A 13,694-nucleotide genomic window follows, 5' to 3' on the forward strand; every position below is an offset into this window, starting at 1 on the left:
ATATATGTCTAAACAATTTATTTAAATTTAAATCTAAATACTCTACATTAAAGAGTTTTTTTTCTAATAATATGTTTTCCATATTTGATGATGTAACTATTAAAACTTTTGGGGTTTCAAAAAAAGGTATTGTACAATTCATAATTTTTTCTTCTAGGTTTTCATATTTAGAAATCTCTACTTCACCGTCTAGGTCTATATCTACAAGAATTTGCTTTTGGTCTCCATGGTGATTTATATATTCTATAAATAAATCATATTTTCTATCATCTATTGAAATATTCCTATAAAATCTCTTTAAATTATATCCACCCATATCAATTCTAATAGCTAATTCACTTCCTATAACAGCTTTTAATAATTCTTCTCCGCTATACATTTTACTTCCATTTAGATAGTATATATAAGAGCTATCTCTATATCCTGGATAATTTATATTACATGGATATTTTCTAAGTGTATACTCATTACACATTTTTCTTAATGTTTTTTTAAACGGCTTTCTTCCATACTTTCTCCTTGTCCCAAAAACTTTTCCAACTTGGTTTTCCGTCATACATCTAATCCTACTTATTAAAATTAATATCTCCTTCTCAATTCCTACCATTTTGTCTAGTCTCCTTGAAGTTATTTAGTGTATCAAGTCGTAATACTATTATATTAAGATAGGATTATAAAATTTACATTTTTACATAAAAAAATCGCATGCAATATGCGATTTTTTCTTCAATATCTATTGTGCTACTTTTTCTTCTGCGTTTTTTTCAGCTGGTGTAGCATTATTTTCTTTTTAATATCTATGTTTCCAATATTTAAGTTATCAAACTCCATTATATCTACCAATCCTTTTTCACCTTTTTGGAAAGATACTTTTACCTTATCTCCAACATTAGTAAGTGGTATCTCTGTAGATAATTTAGATGTTGCATTAAATATAATGTTTTCACTTGAATCTATTGTCATATAGTAATATGTATTTCCACTCTTGACATCTGGGCTAATTCTTAAAACTGTCCCTTCGATTTCTTGTGTAGTTGTATCATCTTCAAGCTTTATACTATTGCCCTTTGATGACAATGCTTCTCTATAACTTCTAAGTGCTTCTTCTTTTGTTTCTCCTAGTCCAAGTACACTAAAATCTTCAACAGATACAAACGCTACCATCTTAACAAGACCTGCTTTATCTTTTAACGACGATACATATGTAGGTGTTCCTAGTATATTATACATTACAGGAAATGTAGCTTCATAATTTTTCTCTTGAACTTTACCTTCAGCAGACCTCATAGCTGCTGTTTCTGTTGCCCCTGGTTGTTTGTATAACTTAGCTTCTTTAGTTCGACTATCAACTAGCATAAATCCTATTGTTGATTCATCTCCTCCTGAAGATGTTATACCTGTGTACCAATATGCTTTATTGTCATTTCCATAAACTAGAGATGTTCCTTCTGTTGGAACTAAAACGCCTTCTTCTGATATAACTGAATTTAAAAATCCTTTTACATATAATCCCCAGTCATTTATTTGATTAACAATAAAGTCTTGTGGCTGTATTCTATCAATCCATTTTGGTGTATTTTCTATATTATATTTTTTTATTTCTCCTGTTTCAGCATCAACTGTTGCTACTCCTGTAGCATCAGAACCACCATATCCTATACTATGTTCGTATAATGTTGTTACCCAGTATGGTCTACCCTCATCGTTTATTTCTAAAGTAAAGTCACTCATACCTATATTCATAAGACCATTTACATACATATGTCTATGTAAATCTTGAAGTAAATACGCCTCTGGTTGATATACTATTTTTATAGGCTTTCCATCAATTTCTTGAACTAATCTAACATCCTGAGGGTTACTTGCAGATACCATTACGTATCCACTTGTCCCATCTAATGATGTTATCCACTTAATTATATCTCTATGTACTAGCGGTGCTACCCAGTATAAATTTCCCTTTACACTTTGAATATGGAAAGTTCCAAGTTTTGAAACACTACCTATAGCAGGAACCTCTCCAAGTTTTTTATCCCCTAACTTCATAGCCATAGCTTCGTCTACAAGACGTATATCCTTCACACTTACAGGACTTACATCTTCTGTAAATTTACTTTCTTCAACTTTACCTATTAAATTTCTATATGCTTTTGAATGTAATATAGGAGATGATGTGACAAATGGAGCTGCAATACTATAAATTATTAGCACAATTGCTATTGTAAAATTATACTTAGCAATTTTAGATGTTTTCTCCCCTCTATCTAACATCATATCTAATACCCCTGCTACAGCAAAGAATATTATAAGTACTGAAAATAACGATATAAAATCTAATCTAAGTACTGGCAATTTAACGAATGCGTAAATAGCTACAACTATTAACGCTATTCCATATGTTTGCAAAACTTTTTTCATTTAATACTCCTTTCAAAGTAAATAGTAATTAATACTATTATATCCATACTTTACAAAAAAATAAATATATATTTGTATGGTGTAGACGTTTAAACGGTTATAGTGTATTAATAATTTTAAATAGAAGATTCCTTTACATTCTAAAATTTGCGACATAATTTTTTATTTTATGCCTGATTAAAATTTTTACATAAAAAAGAAGATATCCCAGTTAATTGGATACCTTCCTAAATAACATGATATTTTACATTTTAAAGAAATCTATATTTACTAAAAATACATTATCTATCTAAAATAAAACTTTTAGCCAATGCTAATGATTCACGTGTATAGAATAGTGGAACTAAATATGATACAGTTTTGCTCGAATATACATTGATATCCTCATATCCGTTTCTTTTAGCTAACATACTACTCCTTAAAGCATGAAAATCAGTTGTAACTATTTTTACAGTATTTTTGTCTATATTTTTTCTACTATGTTCTTCAATTTTCTCTTTAGAATATTTAAAGTTTTCATAGGTATTTGTTGATTTATCCTCTTTAATTATTTTGTCGCTAGGCACTCCATTTTTTATTAAATATCTCTTCATTGCTTCAGATTCTGATATTGTTTCATCTGATCCTTGTCCCCCTGATACAACTATATATGACTTACTACCTGATCCGTTTATATACTTTAAAGCAGCATCTAATCTATGTTTTAAAGTCAAACTAACACGATCTCCGTTATTTAAACCTGCCCCTAATATCATTATGTAATCTGTACTTTCCTCATTATTCTTCGGGTAACCAATTATCATAACCTCAGAAAATATGAATATAATAAATCCTACTGATACCAGCATTACTAATATTTTATTTACTTTAATAAAATATTTATTTGATTTAAATTTTATTTTTAAAAAGTGATATATAATTAATAATATACCTAAAAATCTTAGTGTTTCGCTAAATGCTATAGTTCTGTTACTAATTAGATTAACCATTATGCAGTAAAAAAATATAGCTATTCCTATAATTAAATCTATGTACTTTTTCAAAATAGTTTTATCCTCCTCACAAATTCATGAATTTCACTACATCTTAATTATTAAAATATTATAATACAAAAATTGATGTACTATATAATAAATAATTTTTATTCACTTCAAAAATTTACCATAAATAAGTATTTTTTTATATAAAATGGATTGAAATTAGCTTTAAATGGATTGAAATAATATATAACTAGCAATTATTATGCCAAAGGTCATACTATACCATATGCAGTATATAATATAATTTTTTAAAAAGTTATATTATATATATAAATAACATACATACATAACATACATATTTTTACAGCATAAAATAACATATAAATTTAAGGGGGGTATTTTTTATGTTTGATATGTTCAAACAACTAATCGATTGGTTGTGGCTTTATCCGATTTTAATTATATTAGTCGGAGGTGGAATAACAATGTCACTTACATTAAATTTTTTCCAAATAACTAAGTTACCATTTATACTAAAAGAGACGTTTGGAAAAGTATTTAAAAAAGGTGATGGAAGTGGAACAATAACTCCATTCCAAGCAGCAACATCTGCATTAGCATCTACAATAGGAGCAGCAAATATCGTTGGTGTTCCTCTAGCTATAGCTACAGGTGGCCCTGGCGCAATATTTTGGATGTGGATTATAGCGATATTTGGATGTGCTCTTAAGTATTCTGAGATTATATTGGGTATAAAATATAGAGTTAAAAATGATGAAGGAGAATATGTAGGTGGCCCTATGTATTACCTTAAAAATGGAGCAAAACTACCTTTGCTTGGATCATTATTTGCATTTTTCTTAATGATTGAAATAGCTCCATCAATAGCTACACAGTCAGCTTCAATTGTGCAAACTGCATCAACTATAAATATAAATCCTATCGTAACAGGGGTTACAGTTGTTCTTATAGTTGGATTAGTTGTATATGGAGGAATAAAAAGGATATCAAAATTTACAGAGAAATTAGTACCTATTATGGCAATTGCATATTTTTTAATATCGCTAATAGTTATATTAGCAAATTATAAAAGTATACCAAATACATTTGCTCTAATATTTAAAGGAGCATTTACTCCTACAGCAGCATTTGGTGGATTTGCTGGTTCTGTTTTAGCATCAACAATAAGAGCCGGAGCTGCTAGAGGTGCTTATTCAAATGAAGCAGGTATGGGTACATCAACAATAGCTCACTCAGCTGCAGTCACTGATTTTCCTGCTAGACAGGCATTATGGGGAATATTTGAAATTATAGTAGATACTCTTTGCATATGTACTATAACAGCATTTTTAGTTTTGACTACAGGAATATGGTCAACTGTTGGAGCTGATAAAGCAGCTTCTATGCCATCTATTGCAGTACAAAGTGTATTTGGAACTAAATTTGGTGGTGGATTTTTAACTATATGTATGTTGATGTTTGTTCTATCAACTCTAATAGTTATAATTTTCTATGGGGAAAAACAAGCAGAATATCTATTTGGATTAAAGGCATCTAAAATAGCAAGAATTGTGTACTTATGTTTTATAATGATAGGAGCTTTATGCAAATTTGATAATATAATAGTTTTATTAGACGCTACATTAGCATGTGTTATAGCAACAAATATGATAGGAGTAATAAAACTTAGAAAAGAAGTTAAAGAAGAATCTGATAAATTTTTTGAAAGTCAAAAAATTAAAGCGAATTAGTTATATAAAATAATAAACAAGCTAATTCAATTTATAGATTAATCTTTATTGTGAATTATCTTGTATAAAAAATAAAGTGTGTATTCTTCCAAAATACAATAATTAAATTAGATTATTCGAAGGAAGGTGCACACTTTATTTTACAGACTCTTCACTATTTATTTGTTATATAATCACTTATAGAATTATCTATATCAGTATTTAAAACTTTTCCAATTTATTTAGCATTAGCTAAATTTTCTTTAAATTCATTCCATTCTTTCTTATTATTATCTATTAATCGTTCTGGACATAATTTTCCTGATGCATCTTTATGCATGATTACTCTATCTATAGGTATATTGTATTTTACCATTAATTCTTTTACTAAATATATACAATTCTCTTTTACCACTCCCCATCCTTCAGATTCTTTTTTATCATTGACACATAATTCTATCCCTATTGTTGTATGGTTAGTTTTATCTCCTAAAATATTACCTCTATCTCCTACATGATGCGCCGAATAATTATCTTGTAATGCATGTATTATTTTAGTTTTATCTACAATGTAATGTATAGAAACATGTCTATTATTATTTTGGAAATACTTTCTATGGCTATCAGCTCCTGCATTTGGACTTTCGTTTGCAGTATCATGAATTACTATATACTTTTGACTGTTGTTAGTTTTACTAAAATTTGTAGTATTAGTTATATAATCTTCATATACTTTTGTACCATTATCAAGAGTAATGTCACCTAAAATTTTATTAGATGTTAAATTATCTAAGTTCCCTTCTAAATAAATATATTTATTAGAAAGTATTATAGCAACTAATAAACCAAATATTAATAATACTTTACTTATTTTTTTCATTTAATAATCCCCCTTTGCTGCAATATCAACTCATCATTTGTATATCTATAAAATCAGTTTCTTTATTACCCTTTTACTACTTCACTTTCTCTTTTAGTCATTAATACTATAACTTATTCTAGTTGCTTTTTATAGAAACATATAAACAAAAAAATAAATACCTCTTCTAATCGTAAGAGGTATTTTTCTAAGCTTTTGCAATTTCTGATACATATGAATGTTCTTCTTTAGAGTATCTTGATAATAAACCTTCATATTCTAGACTTAAACTATCTAAGTCGTAAAAATCATTTGGTCTTATCTCATATGAATTTTTATTACAAATATGTATTCCACTCTTTTGTAACATATCTGCCACAAAATGAGAACAAACATATTTATATTCTCTTTCTCTTGGTTTATTTATAGATAAATATACGAGTGCTCTAACATCATAATCATATTTTTTTCTATTTCTACTTACTTCCATTATATTATCATATAACTTATTATATTGTGTGTCTGTTACATCTAATGAGTACACCCTACACATAGTATTCTTTCTAATAGCATATAAGCCTTGATTTATATTCTCTTCAACGAATCCTGCAAATAATGGCGTTTTAGGATTTAGCCTTCCAAATGAATACATCGGTGCTAAATCTTGATTTAAGGCTATTGATACGTGTGCATATGGGGTTTTACTTATATTTCTTATAAGGTATGATAAGAATGTTCCAGTATAAGTCGTTACTATATATATCTGTTTCATAACCTTCCCCCTTAATATTTATAGACTTATGTATAACTATAATAGTTTAACACAAAGAATTAAATATTTCAAATTTTATAATTATACTGGTTACTTTTATTTATCTTTCTCATATGTTTCATGTATTCTGTTATTTACATTATTTCCAATAATCCATGATATAGCAATGCTTATTGAAAATACTATTATTTTAATTGGACTTGAGAAAAATGCGCCAACATCTTCTCCTACATAGCTTATTAGCAAAAACATTACAAATTTTCCAAATATCATTCCAGAAGCAAAACTCTTAAAATCTAACTGTACTAAACCAGATCCTATGGTTATTAAAAAATCTGGTATAAATGGACAAGAATAAGATACAAATATACTGGTAAATCCTTGCTTTCTTATCCATATTATTATTTCATTTACCTTTTCATTTTGCTTATACTTTTTAAATATATTACGTTTGAAAACTTACTTGCTAAAAAATATAATAAGATAGATGCTACACTCGATCCTACCCAAGATACAAAAAAACCTAGCCACATCCCTAGTATAAAAACATTCGCTACTACTATTGCTACTAGGGGAAGTACTGGAATAAATGTTTCTACACTGATTATAATAAATCCTGCTATTATCGCTAATACTTTGTAATCTGACAGTGAATATAATATTTGTTCCATCTATGCACCTACTTTAATATCATTTGTATATAAAATTACTGCTTAACATTAATATTGTACTTAGATATAAAGTCAATAAGGTTATTTGCTTGAATTTCTAGCCCTATTAATATATCTTTTTCAGTTATTTCTACTTTATTAAGAGTTGTTGGATAAGTATCACTTTTATCTATTATGATAGTATTATTTTCTAGTCTAAAAGGTATCTTTTCTTGATATTTTTTTAAACCTTCTTTTAATACTTTATCACTTATATTTATTTTACCTAGCTTAGCATCTGTAAGCAAAATATTTAACTTATTTTCAACAACTGTTGGTATTAAATTTACTTCTAGTTGACTGTCTATGAATCCTAAAACTTTATACGGATACTTAATTTTAACTTTACTATCCTTTATATCTACATTAGAATTTTTAAATTCTTCTACATTGTATTTATTCATAACAGTATAAATTATATTTTGAAACTCATCTCTTGATATAGATATTTCACCTTTTAATCTAAGAGGGTCTTTAACTAATTGAAACTCATCTATAGAAGCATTTTTTAATAGGTCTTGTTCAGTAACAATTTTATTATTAGTATTTTGTGTGACTCTTTCATTTGGTATCAGTGAGTAGTACAGACCTCCTGTAATTATTATTAAAATAATTATTATAGATATTAGTATTTTCGAGCCTTTTTTCATAATTTCTCCTCTCTTTTTATATATTAATAATATGTTATATCCATATTATTAATATATAGGTTAAATATTATTAGTATATAATTATATTTCTTATATTTAATTATTATAGTATATATTAAAAATAGATTTTACTATTTTATTTTTATGGTCATAAAATATTTTAACTTTGATAATAATGATGAATATAAACATTTTATGTAAATAGATTTAAATTAAACCATATTTATATCTTTATTTTTTTCCAATATTAGATTAAAATGAATATTATGGATTATAGTATCTTTATGTACTATATAAAAATTAATTAATTGAGAGGTATTATAATATGTCAAATGAAACTAATTCATCTAACTTTATAAAAAACATTATTATAAATGATTTAGAAACTAAAAAACATGATAGTATCATAACTCGTTTCCCACCGGAACCAAATGGATACTTACATATAGGACATGCAAAGAGTATTTGTCTTAACTTCGGTCTTGCTAATGAATTTAACGGAAAAGTTAATTTAAGATTCGATGATACAAACCCAGTTAAGGAAGATGTAGAATATGTAAATTCTATAAAAGAAGATGTTCAGTGGTTAGGGTTTGACTGGAACAACTTATACTTTGCATCAGATTACTTTGATGAAATGTATAAAAGAGCGCTACTTTTAATAAATAAAGGAAAAGCTTACGTATGTGATTTAACTCCAGATGAAATGAGAGAATATCGTGGAACGTTAACTCAACCCGGAAAAGAAAGTCCATATAGAAATAGATCAGTTGAAGAAAACTTAGAACTATTTGAAAAAATGAAAAATGGAGAATTTAAAGATGGAGAAAAAGTTTTAAGAGCTAAAATTGATATGTCATCTCCAAACATTAACTTTAGAGATCCAATAATATATAGAATTTCTCACTCAACTCACCATAATACAGGTGATAAATGGTGTATATATCCAATGTATGCATTTGCTCATCCATTAGAAGATGCAATAGAAGGTATAACTCACTCTTTATGTTCTTTAGAATTTGAAGACCAAAGACCTCTTTACGATTGGTTTGTCTCTGAATGTGAAATGGAATCTACTCCAAGACAAATAGAGTTTGCTAGACTTAATCTTACAAATACTGTTATGAGTAAAAGAAAATTAAAGCAACTTGTTGATGAAGGTGTTACTGATGGATGGGATGATCCACGTATGCCTACAATAGCAGGTCTTAGACGTAGAGGATATACTCCAGAGGCTATACGTAAATTCTGTGCTGAGATAGGTGTATCTAAAGCTGACTCTACTGTTGACAGCCAAATGCTAGATTTCTTCGTAAGAGAAGATTTACAATCTAAATCACCTCTTTCAATGGGAGTAGTAAAGCCATTAAAATTAGTTATAACAAACTATCCTGAAGGTCAAACTGAAATGATAGAATTAGAAAATAATGCTAAAGATGAAACTATGGGAACTAGAACAGTTCCATTTGGTAGAGAATTGTATATAGAACAAGATGACTTTATGGAGGAGCCTGTAAAGAAATACTTCAGATTATTCCCAGGAAATGAAGTACGTTTAAAAGGAGCTTACTTTGTAAAATGCACTGATGTTATAAAAGATGAAAATGGAAATGTAGTTGAAGTTCACTGTACTTACGACCCTGAAACTAAGAGTGGTTCAGGATTTACAGGTCGTAAAGTAAAAGCAACAATTCACTGGGTTGAAGCTAATAGCGCAGTTCCTTGTGAATTTAGATTATTCGAACCTTTAATACTAGATGATGCTCCTGAAAATGAAGGAAAGCACTTCTTAGAACAAATAAATCCAACTTCAATAGAAATATTACAAGGATTTGCAGAACCAACTCAACTTGAAGCTGCGAAAGCTTTTGATAAATTCCAATTTGTAAGGAATGGATTCTTCAGTGTAGATAACAAATATACTACTGATGAAAAGCTAGTATTTAATAGAGTTGTGCCTTTAAAGAGTTCTTTTAAACCAGGCAAATAAAACTTAATTTATAATAAATAAAAGGGAATAATTATTCCCTTTTATTATGTTTATCTAAGTATTATTAATAAGTTTCTAACCACAAATAAATAGAGAACAATAATTATTGTTCTCTATTATTTAACAAATCCTAATATTTCTATACCATCTTTAATACATTCAATGTTAAGCGGAAAATCAGGTCCTTTTTCTCCATCTATATCTGTCAATAAGTCATCTTCACACTCAATAGTTATCTTTTTAGTTTTAAAATATAATAGCTCATTTTCATTTAATTGATCTAAGTGTTCTCCTCTAAGTACACTTATCAAAACTGGAATAGATTTTGGGATAGGCATTCCTTTAAATATAATAACATCTAAATATCCATCATCTATTTCTGCCTTATAAGCTAGGTTTATATTTCCTGCTGTTTTTCCATTAAAAATTAGCATAAGATACATATCTCCATTATAACTTAATTCATCAGAATGTACTTTTATATTAAATTTCCTCAAGTAAAGGGCTTCTTCTATACCTTTTATATAATATGATACTTTTCCTATGTAATTTTTTAAATCTTGATTTATTCTTTGAGACACGTCAGTAAACATTCCCGCACTTGCCACATTTATAAAATATTTATCATTTATTTTACCTATATCTATTTTTTTAGGTTCTGATTTTATAATATTTTCTATAGCTTCTTTAATATTATTTGGAATTTTAAGTGCATTTGCGAAATCATTAGCTGTTCCAGTTGGTAATATCCCTATAGGCAAATTTATATTACATTCTTTAATAGCATTTAATACCATATCTATAGTCCCATCTCCACCTGCTAATAATAAATGATCATAAGTATCATCTACTCCATCAAATGCTTTACTTATAGGTTCCTCTATATTTAATCTATATGGTACAAGTATATAATTATTTTCTTGATATACTTTTATAATATCATCTAATTGATTATTAATTCTTTTCTCCCCTGAATTTGGGTTATATATTAGTTTTACTTTTTTCATTTTTCCTCCTTACGTTAATATAGCAAAGCATTTATATATTATATTAATATTATTTAAGTTTTATTTATTATAATATATAATGGCTAAATGCATACACAAGGACTCTTTGTTATTAATATCCAAAATTTTCATTTAAGAATATTACATGTATTCTATTAGCGGTTCTTTGCTTTTTTATAATAGCGTATTCACAACATATCCTCTCTGGACTTAAACAATCCATACAATGCCCCACTGTTTTACAAGGCGTTTTAGTACCTATTCTTTTTGCATTTGCTGGTGCACTGATTTCTTCGTTTCTTCTTATAGCATCATTCATATCTTTTACTATTTTATTTACTCCAGCTATTACTATTACCTTATCTGGGCCATAAAGCATTGCTGCTATTCTATTTCCATTTCCATCAACATTGTAAAGTTCTCCATTTTCAGTAATTGCATTTGTGCTAGTAAAATATGCATCTGCTGAAAATGTTTTTCTATACATTTCTTTTAAATCTTTGGCTGTAAGACCTTCCTCATATCTGTCTAAAAATTCATATTTGCCATTTCTTAAAAAATCTATGATTCCTGTTTCAAATAAACTCATAGATCCGCCACATCCTATCAAATCTCCATCATTAATTAATTCTTGTATTTTATCTAAAAGTTCTTCTTTGTCTCTAACTAAGTATCCATTCATATTATTATTTTCTAAAGCTTTTATAGTTCTTTCTATCTTTTTCTCATTAACCCATACTACATTTTGATCCATAATATCTTTCCCTTCTAAAACAATTAATATTTAATAAATTTTGTATATACTTCCATTTTAACATACTTCTTTTGTTATATAGTTATATATTTCAATTTTAAATAAAAAAGCACTAGTATTGACTAGTGCTTTTTTGGGAGGTTAAATTAAAATAATTGTGAAGTTTTTTTGACTATTTATTATCTAAGATAGTTCTAGTCGTATCTATATCTTTCGCCATACATCTTTGGCTGTTAATTCTCTCATTTACTAATAAGTAATTTGATATTCCCTTTAAAGTTTTTGCTATTTTACTTAATACTATCATCTATTATTCCTCTTTCCCTATTTATTATTTCTTATTTATTTTCTATAAGTATATTGTATACAATATACTGTATAAAGTCAATATATAATTGATATTATTTTTTCTGAAAATGTTTTTATTTTAAAATGTTTGTAAAAATTAATACCACCTATATAATTTATATAAGTGGTATTAATTATTTTATATTTTTATATATATTTTTCCATTCTAATATCACTTTGCCATTTTCCATTGTAATATACAAAATTTTCATTTTTTCCTATTTCTACATATCCCATTTTTTTATAAAAGCTAATTGCTCTCTTGTTATATTCAAACACTCCTAGTTCAATTCTCCTCTGATTTAGCTTTCTTGCTCTACTTTCTAAAAACTCCATTGCAATTTTTGCTATACCACTACCATGATAATTAACATCACCTATACAGATTCCAATCCAACAAGATTTATCTATATTCTTTTTAAACAAATTAAAATTAGTATCAATACTTATATATCCTACTTTTTTATCATCAATTGATATAATATATATGTATTTATACGGATTATAAACTATCCCATCTATTAAGTCCTTTGATGTTACATCTTCTATTTCCCCTTCTATAAAATTAGGCCTAATCAAATACTTTATAGCATCTTGATTATCCCAATTTGCTATTAATTCAAAATCAGAAATATCTTCTTTATATAATCTTTTAAATTTAAGCACCATATAATTACCCTTCCCGCAAAAGTTACTTACTTGGCTTTATTTAAAATTGTATCATAAAAGCCTTTAGATTTTTACAATCTAAAGGCTTTTACTTTGAAATTTATTTTTCACTATTATTTTTTAATTCAACTTGTTCTCTTATTATACTTAACTGTCTTTTAGTTTCATCTATTTTGTATTGTATTGCATCAAGCTTCGACTGTATAGACATTTTATCTTTTTCTGTTTCAGCATTTTCCATTAATTCTTTTGTTTGAATTTTTAAGTTTTCTAACATATCAATTTTTTTATTTATTTTATTGTATACAATTTCTGGATTTTTATACATATTTTCCTTTTTATTATCAAAAAAGCATATCATTTTATAATATATAAAACTTATAAATATATTTACAATTAAGTCAAATATCATTAGGTTTATCTTCTTTGTAATGACTATAGCTGCTAAAAATGAAACTAAATTAAATAAAAATAAATTACTTAATATCTTTTTGTTTTCTTTTTCTTTAGATCCATCCTTATTTTTCATAAAATTATATGGTATAACTATAGTTATTATAGGTGCCAAAAAAGCTACATTTCCCTCTAAAGCTGCATATACTGCACTAAAAATCGTTAGAAGACGTGTTGCTCTATTTATTGCATATGACTCTGCCATTATAACAATCTCCTTTAGTTAACTTATTCTTTTTTAAATCATCTTAAACTATTGATTTTTCAATACTTTGTAAATAATATCATACTATATATCAACTAAATATTCAAGCTTATTTTCCAGTAATAAACATACCTTTATATAAATAAAAA

General features: G+C 26.9%; 15 protein-coding genes and 1 pseudogene. 2 read left to right on the plus strand and 14 right to left on the minus strand.

Annotated elements, in window-relative coordinates:
- The 3 genes from BN899_RS07070 to BN899_RS07080 all read right to left on the minus strand — a co-directional run.
- Positions 1-607: hypothetical protein (locus BN899_RS07070; protein ID WP_071162441.1), on the minus strand; the 607-nt coding region annotated here is incomplete at its 3' end.
- Positions 608-741: 134 nt separating this feature from the next.
- Entirely contained in the window at positions 742-2,418 is a 1,677-nt protein-coding gene (locus BN899_RS07075) for a hypothetical protein (RefSeq protein WP_042274129.1), read from the minus strand.
- A 281-nt stretch (positions 2,419-2,699) separates the two neighbouring features.
- Entirely contained in the window at positions 2,700-3,461 is a 762-nt protein-coding gene (locus BN899_RS07080) for a YdcF family protein (protein ID WP_042274131.1), read from the minus strand.
- Positions 3,462-3,802: 341 nt separating this feature from the next.
- Between BN899_RS07080 and BN899_RS07085 the strand changes: the two genes are divergently transcribed.
- Positions 3,803-5,149 (plus strand): alanine/glycine:cation symporter family protein, encoded by a 1,347-nt coding sequence (locus tag BN899_RS07085; RefSeq protein ID WP_042274132.1) that lies wholly within the window; start codon positions 3,803-3,805, stop codon positions 5,147-5,149.
- A 217-nt stretch (positions 5,150-5,366) separates the two neighbouring features.
- On the opposite strand, the gene BN899_RS07090 is transcribed toward BN899_RS07085, so the two are convergent.
- The 6 genes and pseudogenes from BN899_RS07090 to BN899_RS07105 all read right to left on the minus strand — a co-directional run bounded on the left by BN899_RS07090 (position 5,367) and on the right by BN899_RS07105 (position 8,119).
- Entirely contained in the window at positions 5,367-6,008 is a 642-nt protein-coding gene (locus tag BN899_RS07090) for a peptidoglycan recognition protein family protein (RefSeq protein WP_052356714.1), read from the minus strand.
- A gap of 187 nt (positions 6,009-6,195) precedes the next feature.
- Positions 6,196-6,759, minus strand: coding sequence for a hypothetical protein (locus BN899_RS07095; protein WP_042274135.1), 564 nt, complete (start codon positions 6,757-6,759; stop codon positions 6,196-6,198).
- A gap of 96 nt (positions 6,760-6,855) precedes the next feature.
- Positions 6,856-7,011: a hypothetical protein gene (locus BN899_RS19700; protein ID WP_242824112.1), complete on the minus strand. Its 156-nt coding sequence runs from the start codon at positions 7,009-7,011 to the stop codon at positions 6,856-6,858.
- Positions 7,012-7,041: 30 nt separating this feature from the next.
- A pseudogene (locus BN899_RS20960) lies at positions 7,042-7,203 on the minus strand (TVP38/TMEM64 family protein); the annotation flags it as partial.
- Complete coding sequence (locus tag BN899_RS07100) at positions 7,170-7,430, minus strand: TVP38/TMEM64 family protein (RefSeq protein WP_052356715.1); 261 nt, start codon at positions 7,428-7,430, stop codon at positions 7,170-7,172. The pseudogene BN899_RS20960 and the gene BN899_RS07100, both read right to left, overlap by 34 nt.
- Before the next feature lie 35 nt (positions 7,431-7,465).
- A complete protein-coding gene (locus BN899_RS07105) occupies positions 7,466-8,119 on the minus strand; it encodes a hypothetical protein (protein WP_042274137.1) in 654 nt (217 codons plus the stop codon).
- 325 nt (positions 8,120-8,444) lie between these two features.
- On the opposite strand from BN899_RS07105, the gene BN899_RS07110 reads away from it, so the two are divergent.
- Complete coding sequence (locus BN899_RS07110; RefSeq protein WP_042274140.1) at positions 8,445-10,109, plus strand: glutamine--tRNA ligase/YqeY domain fusion protein; 1,665 nt, start codon at positions 8,445-8,447, stop codon at positions 10,107-10,109.
- Between the two features lie 116 nt (positions 10,110-10,225).
- Here BN899_RS07110 and BN899_RS07115 read toward each other — a convergent pair whose 3' ends face one another.
- From BN899_RS07115 to BN899_RS07130, 5 genes are all read right to left on the minus strand, one after another.
- Positions 10,226-11,116: a YegS/Rv2252/BmrU family lipid kinase gene (locus BN899_RS07115; protein ID WP_042274142.1), complete on the minus strand. Its 891-nt coding sequence runs from the start codon at positions 11,114-11,116 to the stop codon at positions 10,226-10,228.
- Positions 11,117-11,228: 112 nt separating this feature from the next.
- Positions 11,229-11,870 carry a lactate utilization protein gene (locus tag BN899_RS07120; protein WP_042274144.1) on the minus strand — a complete coding sequence of 214 codons (642 nt, stop codon included), beginning with the start codon at positions 11,868-11,870 and terminating at the stop codon, positions 11,229-11,231.
- 172 nt (positions 11,871-12,042) lie between these two features.
- Positions 12,043-12,177 (minus strand): hypothetical protein, encoded by a 135-nt coding sequence (locus BN899_RS20140; RefSeq protein WP_278244972.1) that lies wholly within the window; start codon positions 12,175-12,177, stop codon positions 12,043-12,045.
- Between the two features lie 188 nt (positions 12,178-12,365).
- Positions 12,366-12,887, minus strand: coding sequence for a GNAT family N-acetyltransferase (locus tag BN899_RS07125; protein WP_052356716.1), 522 nt, complete (start codon positions 12,885-12,887; stop codon positions 12,366-12,368).
- Between the two features lie 100 nt (positions 12,888-12,987).
- Positions 12,988-13,545 (minus strand): DUF4349 domain-containing protein, encoded by a 558-nt coding sequence (locus BN899_RS07130; protein WP_042274146.1) that lies wholly within the window; start codon positions 13,543-13,545, stop codon positions 12,988-12,990.
- Between the last annotated feature and the right edge of the window lie 149 nt (positions 13,546-13,694).

Origin of the sequence: Faecalimicrobium dakarense (genome assembly GCF_000499525.1) — a bacterium.
Taxonomy (GTDB): Bacteria; Bacillota; Clostridia; order Peptostreptococcales; family Peptostreptococcaceae; genus Faecalimicrobium; species Faecalimicrobium dakarense.

Excerpts from the sequence above, each read along its gene's own strand:
- BN899_RS07075 (WP_042274129.1), bottom strand. The coding sequence starts at position 2,418 with ATGAAAAAAGTTTTGCAAACATATGGAATAGCGTTAATAGTTGTAGCT.
- BN899_RS07085 (WP_042274132.1), top strand. The coding sequence starts at position 3,803 with ATGTTTGATATGTTCAAACAACTAATCGATTGGTTGTGGCTTTATCCG.
- BN899_RS07090 (WP_052356714.1), bottom strand. The coding sequence starts at position 6,008 with ATGAAAAAAATAAGTAAAGTATTATTAATATTTGGTTTATTAGTTGCT.
- BN899_RS07095 (WP_042274135.1), bottom strand. The coding sequence starts at position 6,759 with ATGAAACAGATATATATAGTAACGACTTATACTGGAACATTCTTATCA.
- BN899_RS19700 (WP_242824112.1), bottom strand. The coding sequence starts at position 7,011 with ATGTTTTTGCTAATAAGCTATGTAGGAGAAGATGTTGGCGCATTTTTC.
- BN899_RS07100 (WP_052356715.1), bottom strand. The coding sequence starts at position 7,430 with ATGGAACAAATATTATATTCACTGTCAGATTACAAAGTATTAGCGATA.
- BN899_RS07105 (WP_042274137.1), bottom strand. The coding sequence starts at position 8,119 with ATGAAAAAAGGCTCGAAAATACTAATATCTATAATAATTATTTTAATA.
- BN899_RS07110 (WP_042274140.1), top strand. The coding sequence starts at position 8,445 with ATGTCAAATGAAACTAATTCATCTAACTTTATAAAAAACATTATTATA.
- BN899_RS07115 (WP_042274142.1), bottom strand. The coding sequence starts at position 11,116 with ATGAAAAAAGTAAAACTAATATATAACCCAAATTCAGGGGAGAAAAGA.
- BN899_RS07120 (WP_042274144.1), bottom strand. The coding sequence starts at position 11,870 with ATGGATCAAAATGTAGTATGGGTTAATGAGAAAAAGATAGAAAGAACT.
- BN899_RS20140 (WP_278244972.1), bottom strand. The coding sequence starts at position 12,177 with ATGATAGTATTAAGTAAAATAGCAAAAACTTTAAAGGGAATATCAAAT.
- BN899_RS07125 (WP_052356716.1), bottom strand. The coding sequence starts at position 12,887 with ATGGTGCTTAAATTTAAAAGATTATATAAAGAAGATATTTCTGATTTT.
- BN899_RS07130 (WP_042274146.1), bottom strand. The coding sequence starts at position 13,545 with ATGGCAGAGTCATATGCAATAAATAGAGCAACACGTCTTCTAACGATT.